This is a genomic window from Humiphilus diazotrophicus (assembly GCF_059726315.1).
On sequence record NZ_AP040870.1, the window covers coordinates 1,016,574 to 1,037,410 of the forward strand.

The 20,837-nt window shown below is 51.0% G+C and carries 15 protein-coding genes; 3 read left to right on the forward strand and 12 right to left on the reverse strand.

From position 1 onward, the window contains the following. Positions 1 to 16 precede the first annotated feature (16 nt). Both AC6I7T_RS05655 and AC6I7T_RS05660 read right to left on the reverse strand, forming a co-directional pair. Entirely contained in the window at positions 17 to 2,200 is a 2,184-nt protein-coding gene (locus AC6I7T_RS05655; RefSeq protein ID WP_497792354.1) for a molybdopterin oxidoreductase family protein, read from the reverse strand. Beyond that, complete coding sequence (locus AC6I7T_RS05660) at positions 2,197 to 3,738, reverse strand: DmsC/YnfH family molybdoenzyme membrane anchor subunit (protein ID WP_497792355.1); 1,542 nt, start codon at positions 3,736 to 3,738, stop codon at positions 2,197 to 2,199. The genes AC6I7T_RS05655 and AC6I7T_RS05660 overlap by 4 nt, the downstream gene beginning before the upstream one ends. An 841-nt stretch (positions 3,739 to 4,579) precedes the next feature. Between AC6I7T_RS05660 and AC6I7T_RS05665 the strand changes: the two genes are divergently transcribed. Both AC6I7T_RS05665 and AC6I7T_RS05670 read left to right on the forward strand, forming a co-directional pair. Continuing rightward, positions 4,580 to 5,887, forward strand: coding sequence for an MFS transporter (locus AC6I7T_RS05665; RefSeq protein WP_497792356.1), 1,308 nt, complete (start codon positions 4,580 to 4,582; stop codon positions 5,885 to 5,887). A gap of 76 nt (positions 5,888 to 5,963) precedes the next feature. Beyond that, on the forward strand, positions 5,964 to 6,839 hold the full coding sequence (locus AC6I7T_RS05670) for a uroporphyrinogen-III synthase (protein ID WP_497792357.1): 876 nt from the start codon (positions 5,964 to 5,966) through the stop codon (positions 6,837 to 6,839). Positions 6,840 to 6,913: 74 nt separating this feature from the next. Here the strand turns inward: AC6I7T_RS05670 and AC6I7T_RS05675 are convergent, their stop codons facing one another. From AC6I7T_RS05675 to AC6I7T_RS05705, 7 genes are all read right to left on the reverse strand, one after another. Beyond that, positions 6,914 to 8,563 carry an IS1634 family transposase gene (locus AC6I7T_RS05675; RefSeq protein WP_497792358.1) on the reverse strand — a complete coding sequence of 550 codons (1,650 nt, stop codon included), beginning with the start codon at positions 8,561 to 8,563 and terminating at the stop codon, positions 6,914 to 6,916. 265 nt (positions 8,564 to 8,828) lie between these two features. After that, positions 8,829 to 9,524, reverse strand: coding sequence for a class II aldolase/adducin family protein (locus AC6I7T_RS05680; RefSeq protein ID WP_497792359.1), 696 nt, complete (start codon positions 9,522 to 9,524; stop codon positions 8,829 to 8,831). A gap of 258 nt (positions 9,525 to 9,782) precedes the next feature. After that, the gene (locus AC6I7T_RS05685) at positions 9,783 to 10,676 is read right to left on the reverse strand and encodes a 2-dehydropantoate 2-reductase (RefSeq protein WP_497792360.1); all 894 of its coding nucleotides are present in this window, start codon (positions 10,674 to 10,676) and stop codon (positions 9,783 to 9,785) included. A 197-nt stretch (positions 10,677 to 10,873) separates the two neighbouring features. Further along, positions 10,874 to 11,134 (reverse strand): TrmO family methyltransferase domain-containing protein, encoded by a 261-nt coding sequence (locus AC6I7T_RS05690; protein ID WP_497792361.1) that lies wholly within the window; start codon positions 11,132 to 11,134, stop codon positions 10,874 to 10,876. A 143-nt stretch (positions 11,135 to 11,277) separates the two neighbouring features. Further along, complete coding sequence (locus AC6I7T_RS05695; protein WP_497792362.1) at positions 11,278 to 11,610, reverse strand: ArsR/SmtB family transcription factor; 333 nt, start codon at positions 11,608 to 11,610, stop codon at positions 11,278 to 11,280. Between the two features lie 28 nt (positions 11,611 to 11,638). After that, positions 11,639 to 12,097: an SRPBCC family protein gene (locus tag AC6I7T_RS05700; protein WP_497792363.1), complete on the reverse strand. Its 459-nt coding sequence runs from the start codon at positions 12,095 to 12,097 to the stop codon at positions 11,639 to 11,641. A 346-nt stretch (positions 12,098 to 12,443) separates the two neighbouring features. Next, positions 12,444 to 13,010 carry a dihydrofolate reductase family protein gene (locus tag AC6I7T_RS05705; RefSeq protein ID WP_497792364.1) on the reverse strand — a complete coding sequence of 189 codons (567 nt, stop codon included), beginning with the start codon at positions 13,008 to 13,010 and terminating at the stop codon, positions 12,444 to 12,446. 289 nt (positions 13,011 to 13,299) lie between these two features. Here AC6I7T_RS05705 and AC6I7T_RS05710 point away from each other — a divergent pair, with 289 nt between their 5' ends. Continuing rightward, positions 13,300 to 16,077, forward strand: a complete 2,778-nt coding sequence (locus AC6I7T_RS05710; protein WP_497792365.1) for an ABC transporter permease — start codon at positions 13,300 to 13,302, stop codon at positions 16,075 to 16,077. Positions 16,078 to 16,113: 36 nt separating this feature from the next. Here the strand turns inward: AC6I7T_RS05710 and AC6I7T_RS05715 are convergent, their stop codons facing one another. From AC6I7T_RS05715 to AC6I7T_RS05725, 3 genes are all read right to left on the reverse strand, one after another. Next, positions 16,114 to 16,449 carry an ArsR/SmtB family transcription factor gene (locus AC6I7T_RS05715; RefSeq protein ID WP_497792366.1) on the reverse strand — a complete coding sequence of 112 codons (336 nt, stop codon included), beginning with the start codon at positions 16,447 to 16,449 and terminating at the stop codon, positions 16,114 to 16,116. After that, a complete protein-coding gene (locus AC6I7T_RS05720; RefSeq protein ID WP_497792367.1) occupies positions 16,430 to 16,882 on the reverse strand; it encodes an SRPBCC family protein in 453 nt (150 codons plus the stop codon). Before AC6I7T_RS05720 ends, AC6I7T_RS05715 begins: the two co-directional genes overlap by 20 nt. A 293-nt stretch (positions 16,883 to 17,175) precedes the next feature. Continuing rightward, the gene (locus AC6I7T_RS05725; protein WP_497792368.1) at positions 17,176 to 20,646 is read right to left on the reverse strand and encodes a TonB-dependent receptor; all 3,471 of its coding nucleotides are present in this window, start codon (positions 20,644 to 20,646) and stop codon (positions 17,176 to 17,178) included. Positions 20,647 to 20,837 lie beyond the last annotated feature (191 nt).

Sequence of the window (20,837 nt, forward strand, 5' to 3'; positions counted from 1 at the left end):
CCTCTTCCACATCTTGTTATCTGGCGGACTTTTCGATCCGCACCGCACATTGTTTGTAATTCGGCTCGCGCGATATCGGATCAAAGGCGCTCTGCGTCACGTTATTTGCATTTGTTTGTGCGAAATGGAAAGGCATAAACACCTGTCCCGGGGCAATAACCTCGGTAATCCGAAGCTCTACGCGGGAAACGCGGCCACGCGCAGAAACTACTTCGACACTATCGTGATGGCGCAAACCAAGGCCGCGAGCATCTGTGGGATTCATCTCCAGCCATGCATGAGGAGAGAGCCGCTGAAGAATCGGAATAGCACCGGTCTTTGTTCTGGTGTGCCAATGCTCCACCGTGCGCCCTGTATTCAGAACAAGGGGAAACTCCTCCGAAGGCTGCTCAGGAAACGCCTCCCAATCGGCACAAAACAACCTGGCTTTACCGTCCTCCGTTTGAAAGATTCCATCGGAGTAAAGCCGCCGTGTTTCTGCAGGCGTCGATGTCTCTTTCTTGCTGTAAGGCCACTGGATACCGCCAACAGCTTCAAGAGACTCATATGTAATTCCCGAGTAATCACACAGGCGGCCTTCTGAAACACGCTTCCATTCGGCAAAAGCGTCTTTCGGAGTTCTCCAGCCTGGAAACAACTCTTCCTTACATCCCATTTCCTCAGCAATGCGCAGGAATATTTCAAAATCGCTGACAGCATTTCCAATCGGCGGTAATACTCGATTGACTTTACTGACACGCCGCTCGGAGTTGGTGTAAGTCCCTTCCTTTTCGCCCCAGGTAGCGGCGGGTAGCACCAGGTGAGCCAGTTCCGTGGTTGGTGTGGGATGAAAGGCATCCTGCACCACAAAGAATTCAAGATTGCTCAAAGCCTGCCGAAGCACATCGACATTCGGAAACGATACGATCGGGTTGGTGGCAATAACCCACAGAGCACGAATCTTCTTGGAGAGAACGGCTTCGATAATATCGGGATAAGCCAGACCACGCTTCGACGGAATACGTTCGAGATCTATACCCCAGAGATTTGCCAACTCTCTGCGGTCGCTTTCCTTTTCAAACTTACGGTAGCCGGGAAGGCCAGAGGTAAAACCGGCTTCACGAGTGCCCATTGCATTGCACTGCCCGGTAATAGAGAAAGGAGATGCGCCGACACGACCTATATTCCCTGTCAGCAGAGCAAGATTATTAATTGCATTAACAGTCTCCGTTCCCTTTGTGCTATGGTTCACGCCCATAGTCCAGCCGATGAAAGCTGCCTTTGCCTCTCCATATAGACGCGCAACACGATAAATCAACTCTTCGCTCAATCCGCTAATACTGCTGACATATTCCGGTGTGTACTTCTCAAGAAATGCGCACAATTCAGGGAACCCAGTCGTGTGCTGCTCAATATACTCACGATTGATCTTTCCCTCCCGAATCAGGATGTGCGCGATGCCATTCACCAGTGCCAGATCGGAGCGCGGCTTCAGGGGCAAATAGATGTCCGCCATCATTGCCGTCTTGGTCACACGAGGATCGGCAACAATCAATGTTTTCTTTGGATTCGCTTCCAGATAAGGACACAGCAGTGGATGGTTCTCTGCAACATTTGCACCGATAAGGAAGACCACATCGGCCTTAGCGATATCTTCGTAGGCTCCTGGAGGTCCATCGCTGCCAAAGGATCTCTTATAACCCGCAACCGCAGTCGACATGCAGAGCGTCGTATTCCCGTCGTAATGCGGCGTTCCCAGACCAAGCTGAACGAGCTTGCCCAGTGTATAAAATTCTTCCGTGACTAACTGTCCGGTGCTGATTACACCAACAGATTCTTTTCCGTAAGCTTCCTGCACCCGACGAAATTGTTGAACCAGGTGAGGAATCGCTTGTGCCCAGGAAACAGGTCGCAGCTTGCCATCAACACGAAGCAAAGGTTCAGTTGCACGTCCCTCCGCTCCCAACACATAGTGCTCGGCAAGACCTTTGGGGCACAGCTTGCCACGATTGACAGGATGATCAGGATTCCCGCGAGCCGTAACAGCGCGTCCATCCTTTACCCCAACTAACATGCCACAACCCACGGAGCAGTAGCCACAAGTAGTCTTGACCCAGCGATCAGCTAGTTTCTGCGCGGAGACATGGCCAACTAACGTGTCGGAAGCAAAGGCATACTTTGCCTGATTTGTATCGAGTCCAATCAAACGGCGAATATTCATGCAGCCTCCTCTTCATTGAGATAGGAAGCTGCAATGTTCTTTGGAACGACACTGACGAAGAAGAGATAGCGGCCCAGAATCTCTATTCCGAAGGCCACCACTAGGGCCACCGCAATGTCCATGACGGTGGAAGCGGAGTTCAATAACCAGATACCGAGAATGAGCAGGCCGCCAAGGCGCAGTAAGAAGAGGTCACGCAGCGCCGTCCACAAAAGCATTCCAGTGGAATGCAGCTCATGCGTTTCTGCCTTCCTTAGCCACAGAAACTTACCTATTTGCTGGAGAAGGATGGCGACTGCAGCTGCTCCCGCTATTCTCACCAACTCATGTTTTGCAGCAGGAACAATCAACGCAGCAAAGAGCGAACCCGTTAGCACGCCACTAAGAAAAAATTCGGCAAAAGTGTTTTTGTTATTCCATGCAGGACGGGCCGGAACCGTATAGAGGCGAGCACTGGCAAAGACTCCCGCAACCCCACTTAGGACTGTTCCGATGCCGCAGAAGATGCTTGTCCAGGTTCCGAGCCATAATGACGCTGTATAGAGAAACCCGAATCCGGCAAATGCAGAGAAGAAGAGAACCTCGCGGCTAAGCCAGGAACGACGCCACATTCGTAGCGCTCTATATGCATACACCGGTCGGCCAAGATGCAAAGTCGAAGCCGAGAGAGCCAACAGAGTAATCAATAGAGCTCCGGAGGCAGCCTCAGCAACCGTCACCGGCCCCTGAAGGAGATGCAAGCCAAGAATTGCGGTCATCGCTCCCACGGCCAACTGCGTCATCACCGTCATGGCAACCAACGGCCAATGTGGATGTTCGACGGGAACGCGATTCGTATCGACACGCCCTACATCCGGAGGCAGCAGTTCCGGGAGGCTGATTCTTGTCGTTGAAAGACTATCGTCTGCAGTCGGCAGACCGGGCGCATTCGCTGTCGAGGTATAGTTCTTTCGCCATTCCTCGATGTTCACAATTTCAATCCGAATCGCCTGTTCAGGACAGGCAGAAACACAGGCAGGTTCGCGATCTTGAGCCAGTCTTCCGTAGCACATATCGCATTTGCCAACTACACCACGCTCAGGATTGTACTGAGGAACGCCATAAGAACAATTCCAGGTGCAATACTGACAGCCAATACAGGCATCGGCATTATGAAGAACAATTCCTGTTACCGGATCTTTCCGATAGGCATCTACAGGACAACCGGTAAGGCAGGTGGGCTCGACACAGTGATTGCAGCCCATTGAGAGATAAAGGCGTTTGGTATCAGGGTACGTGCCACCCTCGATTTCTCCGACACGACGCCAGTTGATCTCTGCGGGGTTTCCATTCTGCTCATTGCAGGCCACAACGCAACACTTGCACCCGATGCACTTCGACATATCGAAGTGAAAGCGGTACTGTTCACCCTCTTGCGGACGGCGGCTTGGCAGCGATGCGCCCTCGACCCCACAGCTGACAGCTGTCGAGGCAGACGAGGACACCACAAGATACTGCTCCCCGTTTTCTGTTGCTTGTTCCAGCAATGGCAGAATCAAAGTCGGCTCCGCGGCAAATGAATCTGATAGTTTTCCAGGGAAAGCGTGCAAAGGCATCAACACGCGCGTCTTCCCACAAGAATCCTTCAGTTCTGGGTGAATGCCCTGCGCAGGAAATACAAGCAGGGGCTTTGCTCGCCGGGGAGCAAGGTGCTGTGTGGCTCTTCTTCGCTCAACACGTCCAGGTGCGGGAAGAAGCTACAACATCGTTTAGAGATCTCGCCGTAGAAGCATTGTCTTCAGTGACATGCCATGGAGAGCTCTCTAGAGGAACACCAACGAATAAAGAGGTTTCCCTATCGGTCGGTGTAGGGAGATCGTACTTCAGCTTCGCACGGTGATCAAGAGGAAAATTTCAGAAGCGGGATTCTGTTAATGATGTACAGTCCGCATCTCGGGCGATGACGTTTATCGCAGCTAAAAGTTGGGCAGCAAAAACTTTCATTGGCGTGGCAACAGAACAAGATTCTCTTTTGTTGGCCATAGCCGCTCCATCAAGTCTCCTCGTAAAGAGGCCACCAAGCTGCTTTTCTATTGCTTCGCTGCAGGAGCTATGGTATTTCCTTTAAACACGGATCGCATCCTGCTGACACCCCGACGTGTCAATTGATCCGGCCCCACACAAGTTGCACTCCAAGAAGACCTCGCAACGGCAGTGGTTTGGGGCGAAGTACATCATCTTTCCAAATCTGCAACAAGACAATACGGCGCACGATCATCTGCTGCCTTTCGAAGATAGGAATCAGGCTGCCCGTCGCAGGCTGAGAATCCGATCTCTCCTACAGCACAAGGAAATTCGTCTGCGCATTCAACGCCAGCTTCCACCAAGAGGAGAGTCTAAGTGAATCGCAAAGCCTTTCTACAATCCGGACACTTCCCTACTCTGATCTCGGCATTTCTCTACTTCGACGTCAGCTTTATGGTTTGGGTCTTGCTAGGCCCCCTGGCTCCGTTCCTCTCAGAACAGCTCCATTTGACGGCAACACAGAAGGGACTCCTCACGGCCATTCCTCTCCTCGGGGGTTCGCTCTTTCGCCCAATCCTCGGGGTTGTAGGAGATCGCATCGGAGGTCGCCGTGCAGGGTTATTGGGGATGGCCGCTTCTCTCGTCCCACTAATTCTCGGCTGGCACTTTGCGCATTTACTCTGGCACTTCTATGTCGTCGGATTCTTCCTGGGCATAGCTGGGGCAAGCTTTGCTGTCGCATTGCCTCTCGCCGGCAGATGGTATCCACCGGAACAGCAGGGATTGGTGATGGGAATTGCCGGGGCAGGAAACTCCGGAACCCTAATGGCAACTCTTTTCGCGCCTCGTCTCGCTCAACATATCGGAGTCGCCAATACCTTTGCGGTGGCGATGATGCCGATGATTGCAGTTCTGCTCTTCTTTGCCATCTTTGCGAAAGACAGCAGGAAGACCGCGACAACTCCTGCCAAAGGGCATGCCGGTATCTTCAAAGAAGCTGATACCTACTGGATGTGCTTCTTTTACAGCCTGACCTTCGGAGGCTTCGTCGGACTCACCAGTTATTTAACCGTCTTCTTCTCCGATCAATACCATCTCTCGAAGGTACACGCCGGAGATTTCACAACCCTGGTCGTCCTCTCAGGAAGCTTTCTACGTCCTGTCGGAGGGTGGATCGCAGATAAAGTGGGAGGCTTTAAGTTCCTTATCATCCTGATGCTCAGCGCCGCCTGTCTCTTTGCCGGAATCAGCACCCTTCCTCCAATAGGAATTGCCACGACACTCCTCTTTGTTGCAATGGGGATTTTAGGAATGGGAAATGGAACAGTCTTCCAGCTGGTTCCGCTACGCTTTTCGTCCAAAGTTGGGGTGATCACAGGTATTGTTGGAGCCGCAGGCGGAATTGGCGGCTTCTTCCTTCCCTTCGGACTGGGGCTGATCAAGGGCACAACAGGGCATTACGGCAGTGGATTTCTGCTCTTCGCGGGACTCTTCGTTCTCGCAGCGGGCACACTTCTTGCCTTAGGGACAAGATGGATCTCAACCTGGGAACCCACAGCCGCAGCAACCGCAGGTATATTCAGTCTGCAATATGTGTTGCGAGACTCCAGAGCGCAACAGGTGCGGCCTACGGTATTAACAGCCAGCGCGCAGGAAGGGCAAGCGGCCCCGGCTGCTGAATAAAGACAGCAACTCTTCGAAATCGAGCTGCTGTCCTATTCTAGAGAACAGGAGAACATTACTTTTGGGAGGCAGCTCGATGCCGGAGGAAAACTTTCAGGGACTGCGGGTATTGGCACTGGAGAGCCGTCGTGCCCGCGAGGTCGCTAAGCTGATCGAGAATAACGGAGGATGTCCGATCGTCGTACCTTCCATGCGGGAGATTCCTCTGGAATCGAATCAGGAGGCTCTATCTTTTGCCGCCAATCTTATCGATGGTCAATTCGATGTAGTTCTCTTCCTGACAGGAGCTGGTGCACGTATCCTCTTCGACTCCATCTTTACTCAATACGATCGCGAAACCTTTCTCTCCTCGCTACGTCGGACGAAGATTGCCGTGCGCGGGCCCAAACCACAGTCTGTCTTGCGCGAATTCGGACTTACAGCCTCCGTTGTGAGCACAGAACCCAGCACATGGCGCGAAGTTCTGGAATCCATGGATAAAGCCTTCGGTCCAGATATGAAAAATGTCCGGATCGCCGTACAGGAATATGGCGCAACAAATACTCCACTGCTCGAAGGACTTGCTTCAAGGAATGCGACAGTTACGAGGGTTCCCGTATATCAATGGGCTCTCCCGGAAGATGTCACAGAACTTAAGAACACAATTCACGCTCTCCTGCGAAAAGAGATCGATGTGGTTCTCTTCCTTACGGGAGTGCAGGCAATCCACCTGATGGAGGTGGCCAAGGAGATGGGACTTACAGAGGATCTGCGCAAGGCGTTCCGCTCTACGGTTGTCATCTCCGTAGGCCCAAGCACTACGGAAGAACTGGAGCGGCAGGGCATCACACCTGACTTTCAACCCTCCCATCCGAAAATGGGCGTCATGATCGCTGAAGCGGCACAGATCAGTCCGAAACTGTTAGCTGGAAAGCGCCCGGGACAGACGCAGACAGACGGATCTTCCGTTTGAAAGGGGGCAGAGATTTAGGTGTAACAGGAAGAGGGGAAAGAGATTGTTGTTCTCCGAGCGGGAAGAGGTTCTGACTACATAGCGGGAAGATGGACGTGGAGAGCATCCAGAATTTGCTTCTGGCGTATATCCGGCAAAGGCAGTTTGGTAAGGGTTGATTTCTCGTCGACCGGATAATGCAAAAGACATAGACGTTCTAAGGAAGCCAGGGCATCGGGCAAGGTAATAGCATTAGGGTCCGTATCGGTGGTGCCGAAAGCAGCTCTTAATCGTTGTTCGATGGTGCGGCTAAGTTTCAAGGCCAACATACAACAGAAGACATGTCCACGCGTACGATCTTCTTTGCGCACGAAGATGGGGCGGATATCCAATAACCCAGTTTTTATTGCACGAAAATCTCTTTCTACTTTCTGCAGTGCCATGTAGCTGTCATGCACCTGCTGGGTGTCGAGTTGTGTCATGGGGACATCGGTAGCCAACACGTAACAGCCCGCTAAGAGCAAAGCCTGCTGTATGGCTTCCTCTTTACGCTGTAGTCGCAGGAGATTTCCCTCTTGGATTAACTCAACAATTCCGCCTACCTTATGTCTTTGTGCCCAGTCTTGTAGCTTGCGCAATCCTGTTTCTGGTTTGCAGCGAGGATGCTGTTCCACCTGTACGTTACGTTGTTGGACCAACCGTTCCAGCTTGGTCAACTTATCTTCTAGACGGTATTTCTCTCGTCGCTCAGTGTCTTCGTTTTTGCGCAGGATATAACGAGTCCCGTTATCCTGAACCTCACAAATCTGAGAACTAAACAGATCCAACTGCAGGAGTCCCTGGCCCAGGAAACGACGAATCTGGGGATCGGTAAGAGCTGTAATGTAGTGCAGACCCCGCTGCTGAAGCTCTTGTTGGCCTTTGCTCTTGACCATTCCACGGTCGCCCACGAAGATCAATTCTTGAACCTGAAACTGTTGCTGAAGGAGACGGATCTGCTCCGGTACGGTGCTGGGATCGGCGGTATTGCCGGCAAATACACGCACCGCCAACGGCTCTCCCTCCAGATCGGTCAGCAGCCCAATGACAATCTGCATCTTGCCGCGTTTGCCATCGCGGTTATAACCGAAGGCTGCTAATTGGTTTTGCTCGCCTTCCAGGTAGCTGCTGGTGACATCGTAGAGAAACAGTTGCGGAGGTTCACTGTGCTGACGTCGATAGTGCCGATACAGCGCTTGCTCGATCTTTTCTTGCCGCAGGCATAGATCATCCAAGGCTTCGTATAAATCATCTTCACAGAACGACTGCAGACCCAACACTTCACTCACCGCCTGATCCTGGCTCCAGCGCACCGCCGAGAGTCGAGAACCTTGATGGGCAATCCGCGCCAGCACCAAAAACAAACCCAACTTGCCCAGTTCGCGATTTCCTAGAGCCGAACTAATCCCTATCTGATCGGCCAGTTGTTTAAGAACGGACAGGAGTCCGAAGGACGGCCCCAAGGTTGGCAAGCCGGTGATGGCTGCCTGATCGAAATCACCACGCAAAGCACCGCGAAGAGCGGCAATGCGTTCGTTTGACCAATGAGAGATGTTGGCGATGGTACGGTTCTTGATCTTGCCATCCTGGCGGTAAGACTCTCGCAGTAAGATGGCCGGTGGCGAGTTGCGGTTAGGAACAACAGCAACGTACATGCGTAAAAGAATAGCATAATAATGAACACTATAAAATATTATGTAAACCATTTACATGACTACATTTAGACACGCGAAAACCAATACCTCCATATCTCTCAATTATTTATCGATTTTTTGGCCCGGAAGATCCGACAGACTAGACCATCTCTACAGACGTGAGGGGAAGGACACAAAGGCCTACACAGCTTTCTGCCAGGAAAGCTGCACCGCTCCGGGGCTGGCAAATCTATGCCTATGAGGGAAATGTCTACGAAAACAGTGATGAGGCATAAAGCGTCAGCTTCGAAAAAGCCACGCTCCATACCTCGTACCGCTAGACAGGAACGGGAGTCCGGGACTCTGTGGAATGAGCCTTGTCCAGATATTTAGCCCTGGCTTTAAGAAGATCGTGGATATCCTGATCCTGCAATGGACGCGCCGACCCCAACTGGTGAGTCACCAGGCAGATATGGGCAAAGTGCTCTAAAGTTTCCATTTTCAGGAAGGCATCTAGAAGCGATTCTCCATACGTTACAGCCCCGTGATTTGCGAGCAGAATGACGGAATGATGGGGAATGATCGGCGCCAGACTGGCAGCCAGAGCATCGGTGCCCGTCGTGGCATATGGAGCAAGTGGAACCGAGCCCAAGGACATAATGGCCTCCGAGCATATCGGTTCGTCGAGTGGACGCCCGGCACAGGCGAAACCTGTAGCAATTGGCGGATGCGAGTGAACCACCGCATTTACGTCCGGTCTGGCCCGATAAATCGCGAGATGCATATTGATCTCGCTGGTTACATTCCGCGAGCCGAATACCTTGCGACCCTCTAGATCGGTAATCACCATATCCGAGGACTTAAGCATGTATTTGCTGCACCCCGTAGGCGTAGCCAATAAGCGATCAGCAGAGAGCCTGACAGAGAGGTTCCCTGAGGTACCGGGCATGAAGCCCAGCCGATAAAGCCATCTGCCGAATTTGACGAGATCGCGTCTTAGCTCATCCTCTGCCATGCATCCTGCAGTCGTCATCTTCACTCCACCCAGGTTCTGCCATCCATTCCATCACACTTGGAGCAACTACAAGCGCCGATTTACTCACGAAATAACCGAATCGGTCCCGCCGGGTATCTAAAAGGGAGAATCGGGTGACATATGAAACCCTAAGATGCACGCCAGAGACCAAAAGACAACCCGATTCCGTTGGCTTTCCCTAATAACCGCTCATCGGCCGAAGCAATCGAAAATCTGATCAATTCGAGTCATCACGAATACAAATTGCAAAATTTGCTATTTCGCCGTAGGTATTGCCGTACGCTCAAATGCCTGAAGCAGTGCCACAACCATTCGATTCGACGGCGTGTCGATGCCATGTTTTTCGCCCTTACGAACTATAACTCCATTTCGGGCGTCAACCTCCATAGAGCGTCCAGCCATTCGATCTGCCAGCATGGAATTGATGGAATCTGCAGGCTGGGCTCGATAGCGGGCAAGCACCTTCTGCGGCATCTGGTCATCGAGCCGGGCGCCTTCGGCCCTTCCTACGGCAACGCACTCCGCAACAATGTCCATAGCCACCCTGCCCAGTGCCTCCTCTTGTAAGATGCCGGCAGGCTTCATGACTAGTGCGGAAACCGCTCCCGCCGAGTTTACGCATAATTTCAGCCATGCCTCGGTAATGAAATCATCTGCAAGCTTAACTTCCGCTTTCGTTCCGCTAAATAATTCGGCGAAATCTCGTCCCAAGGTAGTCGTCTCCACCTTCATGAGCGCACCACCACGCTGCAAAACAAGCCCCTCTTCCTGGCGCTCTACCGAGCAATCGATAACTACAGGAACAATTCGCTCCGAAGGCAAATATGGCGCAAACCGCTCGCGGTGCTCCACTCCATTTTGCAGAACAGCTACCGGAGCTCCCTCCCGGGTCAAGCCAGGAAACCAGGCGGCAGTAGACTCAGCATCGTATGCCTTAGTCGATACCAGCACCCAGTCGACTGGTTGAGCTTCTTTAGGATCGAAAATATTCCGAGCATGAACTGAAACAGGACCATCAGGCGTCTTTACGGTCAGAGTCCGAAGAGGTCGACGCGTGCAGAGAGTGATCTCATGCCGGCCGGCTGTCTGCAAAAGCCCAGCCAGTGCACCCCCAATCGCCCCCACACCCACAACTGCCACTCGCGCCATAACCGACTCCTTACATAAGCTGTTCCCTAACAAAATACACGCTTTCTTCGCCTTCATTCACAGACTTTAGGAACTGGCCGGGACGAAGCATATCGATTTCGGAACGCCGGAGAAAATTGCGAAGGGAGTAATTGTGATCACGCCCACAACTGCGGGGAACAAAGAGGAAGGGCTTCCTTGGGAAAGTGAGAAATACACTATAAGGCGGGTTTGATGTCCACGACCGGAGTTCCATCGATTGCTTCCAGGGGACCCACTCTGAGGGAACCTTCCGCAACCTCAAAAACAGTCACGGGATGAAGACCAATGGGATTGGGGCGATCGGGGGAGCGCGTGTCAAAGACTCCGGTTATTGAAAAACTCTTGTCTCCACGGGGATGGACCTTCAAGACATCCCGCTTTGCCTGATGAAACCATGTGATCAGGACGATTTCCCGGCCCGCAACTACTCCAGCCAAGCCATCGCGAAAAGCCGGAAGAACTTCTATCCACGCTTCGGGGCGCCTTCGATTCCCTGCCTAGGCGCGTCCTGCCGATTCTTCAACGGCGAACGTACGAATCCTATTGGATTCACAGAGTAGCTAGCTCCATTCGCCATCTGCTATTCCTCCTCAGATTCGCTGAGCAGTCTTCCCAAACGATCAAGGCGCTTTGCCCACAAGGAACGACGATCATTTATCCATCTTTCTGCCACAGTCAGCCCGGCAGGCTCCATATGGCACGTACGAACCCGTCCAACCTTCGTGGTATGCACAAGACCACTCTTTTCCAGGACCTGTAAGTGCTGAACAACTGCCGCCAGGGTGATCGACAACGGCTCGGCCAAGCTCGAAACCGAAACAGGCCCCTCGCTCAATCTCTCAATGATTGCGCGCCGAGTCGGATCTCCAAGAGCATGAAAAACAAGATCAATTTTTACTTTCTGATTTGCCATGATTCCGTTTCGTCTGCTGATTCCTCAGCTACTCGGAAAATGCCTTAACAAGATTGTCGAGCAATAAACGCCATCCGTCCTGACGAATCTGCTGACCATCCGCTCCCTCATAGAATGCTGCCTGCTCCGTAAAAATAAAATCCGTTCCCTCTTCGGCAGGTAACAGCTCCATAGTAACGAGAGAAGAAGAGATACATTTTGACCCCAGGCTCATGTTGTAGGCAAAAACGACTCGCGTGTTCAGCACAATATCCCGATACACAGTGTCATTCGTAAATACCCATCCATTCTTTGCCTTCCGGACCGTGCGTTCAACGCCCCCAACTCGGAAATCCATTTCGAAGGATTCCGTCTGCGACTCCTCTCCGTCAGCAAACCAACGGCGTTTCTTTTCCGGATCAGACAGCGCAGCAAATACTTTTTCCAGAGATTGAGTATAGCGGCGCTCAATCACGAAGGTACTATGGGTGACAAACCGTTCTGCCATACGAATCTCCCCACAAAGGTATAGTACAAACTTAAGCTTTACTTATTGCTTGGTTCAGAACAATTTTGGGTATCCACCGCGTCTCCAGCTAGAGAGGAATCAGGGTTACGGTGTCCGATCCGGCAAAGGTTAAGTGCAGCTTTTCTTGACGGAAAAGCTGCGCAGTCCTCTGTGGCTTGCGGATACATCTACCCTGATTCCTCCCTCGCGCAATTCCGGCGTTACCAAGTCCGATCAAAGATCAGTTGGGGGCCGTTTTCTTCGCCGGAAAGTGGCTCGTGGACACAGCTATGCATCTATCTTCAATGGTTTTGGGCTTTCAACAGTCCGTCAGGTTAGCTTAGTGCTAAGCTGCGGGTTCATAACAGAGGAGGGTCTTTCCATTCTGAAAGATCCGTGAGCCTACACGGTTCAGCCTCAGAGTTTTCCCTATTCCATTGAATAGGGTTCTTCCTTTACCGAGGACTACTGGATTTATGACCAACTGATATTCGTCAATCAAACCTTCGGATGCCAGTTGAGAAACAATATTACCACTCCCCAGAATCACCAGAGTATCGCCTGTCCCGTTCTTCATACTCTGCACCTCTGTAACCATGTCGCTCTTTATCAGGCGGGTGTTATTCCACGTAACAGTGTTCAAAGTTTTTGAGAATACAACCTTGGGCATTCGATTCATACCTTCAGCAACAGCAGGCATGTGCTGCATAGCTGCAGCCGTTGGCCAGAAACTCACCATCAACTCGTATGTAATTCTTCCCATCAGCAACTGTCCGCCTCCGCTTGCATTCTGGGCAACAAATGCCGCGTATTCTGGATCGTCGTTTCCTGCACGCGCCCAATTGAAATCTCCATTCTCTCCAGTAAAGTAGCCATCCAACGTCACATGATTAAAAACAATCAGTTTTCGCATCTCATTTCTCCTCTAGTCATGGGCATTCTCCGTAGAAACGTACACATGGATCTCTCCATCGACACTTTAGCATGCGCTTGAGTATTGGCACGTTTACCACTATTGTCAAGCCAATACTTAACCATTGTTAAATCTCAACATGTTAGGTCTTAAGACTTCGTTTCGATTACAGCGACTCCGCGTGAATAGAGAAAACTCAACCGGTCGGGGCCTTCTTTCAGACTTCCTCTTGACAATCTAGAGAAGCAAGGCTCATGATTCCTCTAGATTGTCTAGAGGTTCTCAATCCATGCTCTACAAACTGCTGCGAAGTTTTTGGATCGGACTAAAAACACTTTTCAACCCAGCTCATCGAAGCGCTGAGCTGGATGAAGAGCTTCTTGGTTATCTGGAAGCTGCCACACAAGACAAAATGCGTAAGGGCATGAGTCGTTCCGAGGCAGTACGCGCCGCTCGAATCGAAATTGGCAGTATGGAAGCAGTCAAGCAGAAGGTTGTAACTGCCGGCTGGGAATTCGTAGCCGAATCCCTCTGGCAGGATCTTCGTTATGGCTTCAGGCAATTGCTTCGTAGCCCGGGCTTTTTCTCTGTCACAATCGTGACACTGGCCTTAGGAATTGGAGCAAATACGGCTGTTTTTACGCTGGTCCACGCTGTCATGTTAAAGCAGCTGCCAATCTCCGATCCTAAACATCTCTATCGTGTTGGCGAGGGTGAATTCTACTGCTGCGAATGGGGTGGTTTGCAGGGCTCATGGGGAACCTTCGACTATCCGTTCTACAAGCATCTGCGCGACACGGACTCCTCTTTTGAACAGTTGGCTGCTTTTTCCGGGGGAGCGCCAGCGTTTAATCTTCGCCGCTCAAATTCTGGAGAAGCTGCGCAAGCAATCGTTGGAGAGTATGTCTCCGGCAATTACTTTTCGACATTGGGCCTTCAGGCAGGTTCCGGTAGATTGCTCAATCCATCGGATGACCAGCCTCAAGCACCAGCAGTGGCTGTCATCGGATATAGAGCCTGGCAGCGTCACTACGCTGGCGATCCTGCCGTCATTGGATCGACTGTACTGGTAAACGAGATACCCGTAACTCTGATTGGAGTAGCACCCGAGGGTTTTCTAGGTGATAGATTCACCTCAAATCCTCCCGAGTTCTGGCTCCCTCTAAGTCAGGAGCCTGCCTTTGAGGGACAAGGGCAGAAGTCTCTTCTCTATTCTTCAGGAGATGCCTGGCTCTACATTATCGGAAGATTGAAAACAGGAGCATCGCCCCATCAGACAGAAGATAAGCTCACCATTGAATTGCGGCAATGGCTTCGTGAAAATAGAAAGCTCAATCAAGACGAGCTATCGGAATTACCGAGGCAGCACGTTCAGCTAACCACTGCGGGTACAGGCATCTCCCCATTTCGAAACAACTCCCGAAATGGACTGTACCTGCTTTCTGCAGCCGCGATGCTGGTCCTACTTATTTCCTGCGCTAACCTGGCAAACTTGCTCCTCGCCCGTAATACAGCTCGCCAGCAATTAACAGCACTACGTCTTTCGCTCGGAGCCACCCCCTTACGATTGGTTCGAGCAGCCTTGACGGAGAGTATCCTGCTCGCCATCGTCGGAGGTGTAGCCGGCCTGCTCGTGGCCTATGTGGGGGCGAAAGCTATCTTGTTAATTGTCTTCCGGGGTGCAAACTACATTCCTGTCGCAGCGGCTCCCTCTCTACCAATTCTGGGATTTGCATTGATGGCATCACTCCTTACAGGGATTCTCTTTGGCATCGTGCCGGCCTTAATGACCACAAGAAGCCAGCCGACCGAAGGCTTGAGGCATAGCAACCGAAGCCTAGGAACAGGCTCCTCGAGATCTCAGCAGGTTCTGGTTGTAGTTCAGGCTGCTTTTTCCGTGGTACTGCTCGCGATAGCAGGAATGGTCGTCCAGAGTCTTAGGAATCTCGAAAAGACCGATCTAGGATTTCAAACTCAGGGTAGGCTCGTCGCTACTACCAACTTCAAAGCTGCAGGCTTCAAGCCCGAACAACTTCCTGAAGTCTATTCACAACTACAGGAACGGCTGGAAAAGATTCCAGGTGTACGCGGTGCCAGTGTATCTAATAATGGGCCACAAAATCTCTGTTGCATCAATCTCAACATCTCCATCGGAGGGCGAGATGAAAAATGGATTGCAGACGTCAACACCCTGTTGCTGCGCATAAGTCCTCACTATTTCGAGACTATCGGAACTCCGATCCTGCGCGGACGAAGCTTCACGAAAGACGATACACAGTCGTCTCGTCCTGTGGCGGTCGTGGATGAAGCTTTTGCACGAAAGTTCTTTCCAGGTGAAGATGCTATCGGTAAACACTTCGGCCTTCAGTTACCAGGGCACGGTTACGACTATGAGATTGTAGGCATTGTCAAAGAGACAAAGTATAAGAATCCCACCACTATACAAAGTCCCATGTTCTTTTTGCCCTTCTCGCAGACCATACAATATGTCCCTACTGGTTACCAGCGTTTGGAGGCAGGAACACACTACGCTTATCTGATTGAAGTAAGCGTGATCGGCTCTCCACAGAACTACGAAGAAGCTATTAGGAATGCTCTATCCGATATAAGCCCAAACCTCTCGGTTATTACCCTCAAGACCTACACCGAGCAGGTAGCGATACAGTTCAATCAGGAGCGGCTCATCGCCCGCTTGACCGGATTCTTTAGCCTGCTGGCACTGCTGCTTGCTTCTGTTGGCCTTTATGGTGTTACTGGCTTCAATGTGGCTCGTCGTACTGCCGAAATTGGCGTTCGTATGGCCTTGGGAGCAACTCGCCCCAATATTATTCGAATGGTTCTGTACGGAGCACTCTTCCAAGTTGCTGTCGGTCTGTTTCTCGGACTCTCAACTGCGATTGTTATCGGTCGTTTCTTGTCATACCAGCTCTACGGAGTAGGAAAGTTTGACCTTTTTTCACTCTGCACTGCAACAGTTATTCTAAGCGTAAGCACGCTGATAGCGGGATTGATCCCAGCCGGACGAGCCGCCTCGATTCAACCCATAGAAGCATTACGCAACGAGTGAGGGCCTTGCTCCTCCTCTGCTATTCGCAGCTTAGTGCTACTTGCTTTCGACAAAACTCTTCAACCGGCCAAGAGCAGCATCCCAGTGCTTTGAAACAAGTTCGAGATAATCCCTCATCTCCTGAATGGGCCCTGGATTCATCTCAAACAAGGTTTCCCGCCCTGCATGCGAGCCATGCACGATGCGCGTACGTTCGAGCACACGTAGATGCTTGGTCACCGCCTGCCGGGTAAGCTTGGTCCCATCAGTTAACTCTGATATCGAATACCGCTGCCCATCCGAAAGTTTGGTCAGGAGCGACAGCCGAGTTTCATCACCTAAGGCTGCGAAAGCTGCCGCTCTAGTCCGTCCGCTAGAATTTCTTCGCAACATAGTCCTTGATATTGTCCATCTGCTGAGCCCACCCGTTATTGTTCATGCGGAAAGCCTCAGCCCGTCGATCAGAAGGAATCTTGTCGAAACCGGACTCAATCACTTTCACTAATGTCCCTATCTTTGTCGGCTCCAACTGAAATTCCACCAAAGTAGGCGTCTCCTGAGAATAGTCCACCTTCGGATCGACCGCATAAGGATGCCAAGTATAGGAGAAATATATCTCTGGCTTAATCTCCTTTACCACAATTTCCATTCGCAGATATTCATATCCTGGCCAGGTTAACTGTCCACTGACAGACTGACCGGGAACAAAGGGACCCTCCATCTTCACGCGAAACCATTCACCAAACTGCTGCGAATCGGTTAATGCCTGCCACACTCTGGAAACAGGTGCCGCAATCTCAATCTGCTTCTCAATACGATCATCCATATTCGCAACCTCCAGGTTGCATATTAATACATGCGCCAGGAAACGAGCAACCGTTTGGTTGCATGAAACAATGTATTGGCTGAAATGGATAAATCTCAACTGAGGCAGAGAGGCAGGAATAAAGGGGCCAGGAATCGGCCCCTTATCAGATGCTTAGAGCAAAACCAGCGTAGATGTATCCCGAGCCACAAATCCTTGCGCAGGTTTTCCGCTAAGAAAACCTGCACATCACCGTATTCGGGCAGGACACAGTGACGCTGGTTTTGCTTTAGGAATAGAAGACTGCCTGGATCTCAGAAGTTCACTTTCAGCGCAAATTGTCCAAATCTACGTTCGTCGTTTGCACCGCCATTGATACCGCCTTTTTTGCCGGTAACCTGAATGCCGGTACCGCCAAGGAAGTTTCCGATATCGTTCTGCGCACCGGTAACGTAAAGGTTAGCGTGATTCAACACATTAAAGCCTTCGGCCCTTAACTCAATATTTAATCCTTCTCGCAGAGGAAAGGACTTAGATACTGCCATATCGAGATTCCAGGCTCCGGGACCGGCAAATGCATTGCGCGCTGTCATTGCGGCTGGATAGGGACCAAAATCGGAAACACCTCCGTACGCAGGGTTTGAGAACGAAACAGCGTCAGGTAGTTTGGCTAATAAGAAGTTGTTTGCAGAAAGAAGACCACGAGTACCGGTAACCGAATATGAACGAATCGGCGTAGAAGGCGTGTACCGCACAATGCCTTGGCCGAATCCTGCATTAAGTGAGTTTGTGCTATCCGCGAAGCTAAACGGGGTTCCGGTACGAACCTGATAGATGCCGGATACCATCCACCTGCCAAGAATCTCTCCTTTCAACGAACGCTGAGACCTAAACCAAGGAGTCTCCCAGATAGGAGCAACTACAAAACGATGCCGAATATCGAAATCGGAAGAACCTCGGTCCAGATATGGAGTAAAGGGATTCAGATACCCCAAATTTCCAACACCATTTGAGGCGCTATTGCTCTCGGAAAATGTCGAGCTGATATCGTCAATTGCATGGCTGTAGGTATAGTTGATGACGAGGCTTAAACCGGAATTTGCCAAGTTTGAAGCTTGAAGCGCAATATTGGCACCTTGGTAATAAGAATCCCCATTCGAGCCACGGTTGTTGATCGAAGAGTATTGATTATTCGGGCGAGAGTAGTGATATTTCCCATCGGTAGCCAGCGCAAAGCTGTCCCCCATATACACGTTGGCGGCACCCAACTCGTTGTAGTTCTTGATGTCGTAGAGATGGGTACCGCGCGCAGCGGAATACTGCACGGAAACGACCGTACGTGGCAGGATTTGGCGATCAATTGCCAAACTCCAGAATTGAGTCTGTGCGGTGCGGATATTCTGGTCGACGTTCCTCAAGCTGGTCGGTGGCAGTGCTACGGAACCACTGCTCCCCGCAAGCGGCCCAGCATTGGAATTCGTCACAGGGGTATTCGCAACCTGAATTGTCGCGTAATTCGGTGGATTTTGAATAACGTTGTAAGTGATATTGCCGAAGTTACGCTCGTAGCTAATTCCATATCCGCCGCGAAGCGATGACTTGCCATCCCCGAACAGATCATAAGCGAAGCCAATACGAGGCGCTACGGTTCCGTACTGCGGATTCCAAAGTTTCTTGATCGGGCTATTCGGCACAGTGTAGACATTTCCGTTTCGGACCTGAGTCCAGATGTCTGAACCCGCCCCATAGTAAAAGTTGGAATCGAGATTCTGGTTATTGTTGTGTTGAATCCCGTAATACTCGTAGCGCACACCATAGTTGAGAGTTAAGTGAGGTGTAATTTTTAGCGCGTCCTGAGCATATACAGACCAGTCATTAAAGCGATTGCTACGTGCAAAACTCGGCGATGTTGCGGGTAGAGTCACACTGCAGGAAGCGGTTTGAGTAAGCGCTCCCGTAACATAGTTCTTCGCACAGGGTAGCGCTCCCCGGGGATTCACGGCAACCTGAAAGAGGACGTTGGTTCCCGTCATGAATCCATCGAGCCCTGTAAGCAGAGATTTGCCAAGCTGCTCAAGGGCCTGTCCATACGCACCATAGGCACGATTTTCTTGAATATAGATGAAAGAACCACCAAACTGCATGGAGTGGTTGCCCTTGGTAACGTTCAGATCCTGGTTCCACTGAATCGTGTTCTGCGGACCACCGTACGGCAAGCCACCCGTTCCTGTGAACTGGCTGAAAAATCCGGGTAACTGTATTAAATGTCCCTGGACAGATGCGTTGTTGTAGAGAAAAAGAGTGGGAGCATTTAGCAGGGTGGTATCGAAAGACTGCTTTGGGAAAAAGCGTGTAAAGCTCAACTTTGTATTGGTGACAATATAGGGATTAAAGAGATGGGAAATATTCCACAACACTGAATTCGAAGTATCGGAGTCACCAACGTTGTACTGGGGATAGGGAGTAGAAGAGACGGCTCCATTGGCGTCGGTCAACTGCCATAGAGCATAGCGCACGTAAGTCTGGGTTTTATCCGAAAAATTGTAATCGACCCGAGAGTTCAGATAGTACTGATTGGTCGGCGGCCCGCCTCCCGCGTTGGCAGGAGAGGTAAAACTCACTTCATCGAAAATGGGTGTACTTGCCGGAATAGCCGAGAATGGGCCACCGGGTGTACCGGAAATCTGACCGGCAGTAATAACTCCGGCATTCGCAGCGGGTTGTCCTTTGCCAAAGGTCGCAAAATAGCTCCGAACATTGGCAGGAGCAAGCGCAATGAATGCGGGATCTGGAACTAATGAGAGCTGATTTGCAGAACTGCGCACCCGCAGCCACTCAGTACTCTCAAAAAAGAACAACTTGTTCTTTATAGCTGGACCGCCGATATCAAAACCAAATTGATTACGGGTGTAGTTTCCCTTCTTTACCCCATTCGCATTATTGTCGTATGTATTCGATGTATACGCCGAGAGACGGTTAAACTCCCACGCACTGCCATGAAAAGCATTACTCCCGGATTTCGTGAGAACGTTGACCACGCCTCCACCGGCACGACCGTACTGAGCGGAAAAGTTATTCGTGATGACGCGATATTCCTGAACAGAATCGATTGGAATTGTCTGCCCAGGACCGGTGCTAAACACATCGTTGTTCTCTACACCATCCAGCAATATGTCGGTACCCGTAGATCTTTGACCATTAATCGTGAAGCCCACACCGCGGCTGGTATCGTTCTGATCTCCAACTGTATTGCCTGGACTTGTGCTGTAGGCTTGGGAGGAACGATCACCGCTGCTGACATTGCCAGAGATGGCCACGAAATCATAAGGATTACGGGTAAGACTTGGCAGCTGTGAAACCTGCTGTGTATTAACAATCTGCGAGAGTTCCTGAGTCTGAGTATTAACCTCAGCGCCACCACTCGCGACTACCTCAACTTTGGTTGTCTCAGAGCTGACTGAAAGTTTTGCATCCAGGGTTACATGACCACCGACGGTCACCTCCGCCTTGCCTGTAAACGGCTGAAAACCTGAGGCTTCAACTCTTATCTGGTATCGTGCAGGCGTTAGACCGCTGATTGTATAACTTCCCGAATTACTAGTCTTTGTGGCACGAGAGGCATCCGTCCCAAGATTCGTTACGGTCACAGTCGCATTAGGAATTACTGCGCCGGAACTATCTACGACAGAACCATTGATGGTGCCAGTTTCTACCTGGGACCAAACTGGCTTTACGAAAAAGGAAATGGCCAATAGCCCAACCACTAAGTGCAGAGTTCTTCTCACTTTGACACTCCTCAATTATGAAGGGGACATAAGAACTGCTTGGATTAGCTCCTAAAGCAACTGAAGGGCCAATCCTCAACACGTCCGTCAAATAATAGAAAGTAAACAGCTTAGCAGCAAAGAAGAAACATTTCCGGCAACAAGATTAGATCCGGCATTTATGGAAAACAATATTAATCCATTTCATTAAT

What these genes read in the sequence shown, in the direction of transcription:
- AC6I7T_RS05710 (WP_497792365.1), top strand. Translation starts at nt 13,300, where the DNA reads ATGCTCTACAAACTGCTGCGAAGTTTTTGGATCGGACTAAAAACACTT.
- AC6I7T_RS05655 (WP_497792354.1), bottom strand. Translation starts at nt 2,200, where the DNA reads ATGAATATTCGCCGTTTGATTGGACTCGATACAAATCAGGCAAAGTAT.
- AC6I7T_RS05720 (WP_497792367.1), bottom strand. Translation starts at nt 16,882, where the DNA reads ATGGATGATCGTATTGAGAAGCAGATTGAGATTGCGGCACCTGTTTCC.
- AC6I7T_RS05705 (WP_497792364.1), bottom strand. Translation starts at nt 13,010, where the DNA reads ATGCGAAAACTGATTGTTTTTAATCATGTGACGTTGGATGGCTACTTT.
- AC6I7T_RS05680 (WP_497792359.1), bottom strand. Translation starts at nt 9,524, where the DNA reads ATGACGACTGCAGGATGCATGGCAGAGGATGAGCTAAGACGCGATCTC.
- AC6I7T_RS05700 (WP_497792363.1), bottom strand. Translation starts at nt 12,097, where the DNA reads ATGGCAGAACGGTTTGTCACCCATAGTACCTTCGTGATTGAGCGCCGC.
- AC6I7T_RS05695 (WP_497792362.1), bottom strand. Translation starts at nt 11,610, where the DNA reads ATGGCAAATCAGAAAGTAAAAATTGATCTTGTTTTTCATGCTCTTGGA.
- AC6I7T_RS05670 (WP_497792357.1), top strand. Translation starts at nt 5,964, where the DNA reads ATGCCGGAGGAAAACTTTCAGGGACTGCGGGTATTGGCACTGGAGAGC.
- AC6I7T_RS05715 (WP_497792366.1), bottom strand. Translation starts at nt 16,449, where the DNA reads ATGTTGCGAAGAAATTCTAGCGGACGGACTAGAGCGGCAGCTTTCGCA.
- AC6I7T_RS05685 (WP_497792360.1), bottom strand. Translation starts at nt 10,676, where the DNA reads ATGGCGCGAGTGGCAGTTGTGGGTGTGGGGGCGATTGGGGGTGCACTG.
- AC6I7T_RS05675 (WP_497792358.1), bottom strand. Translation starts at nt 8,563, where the DNA reads ATGGTTTACATAATATTTTATAGTGTTCATTATTATGCTATTCTTTTA.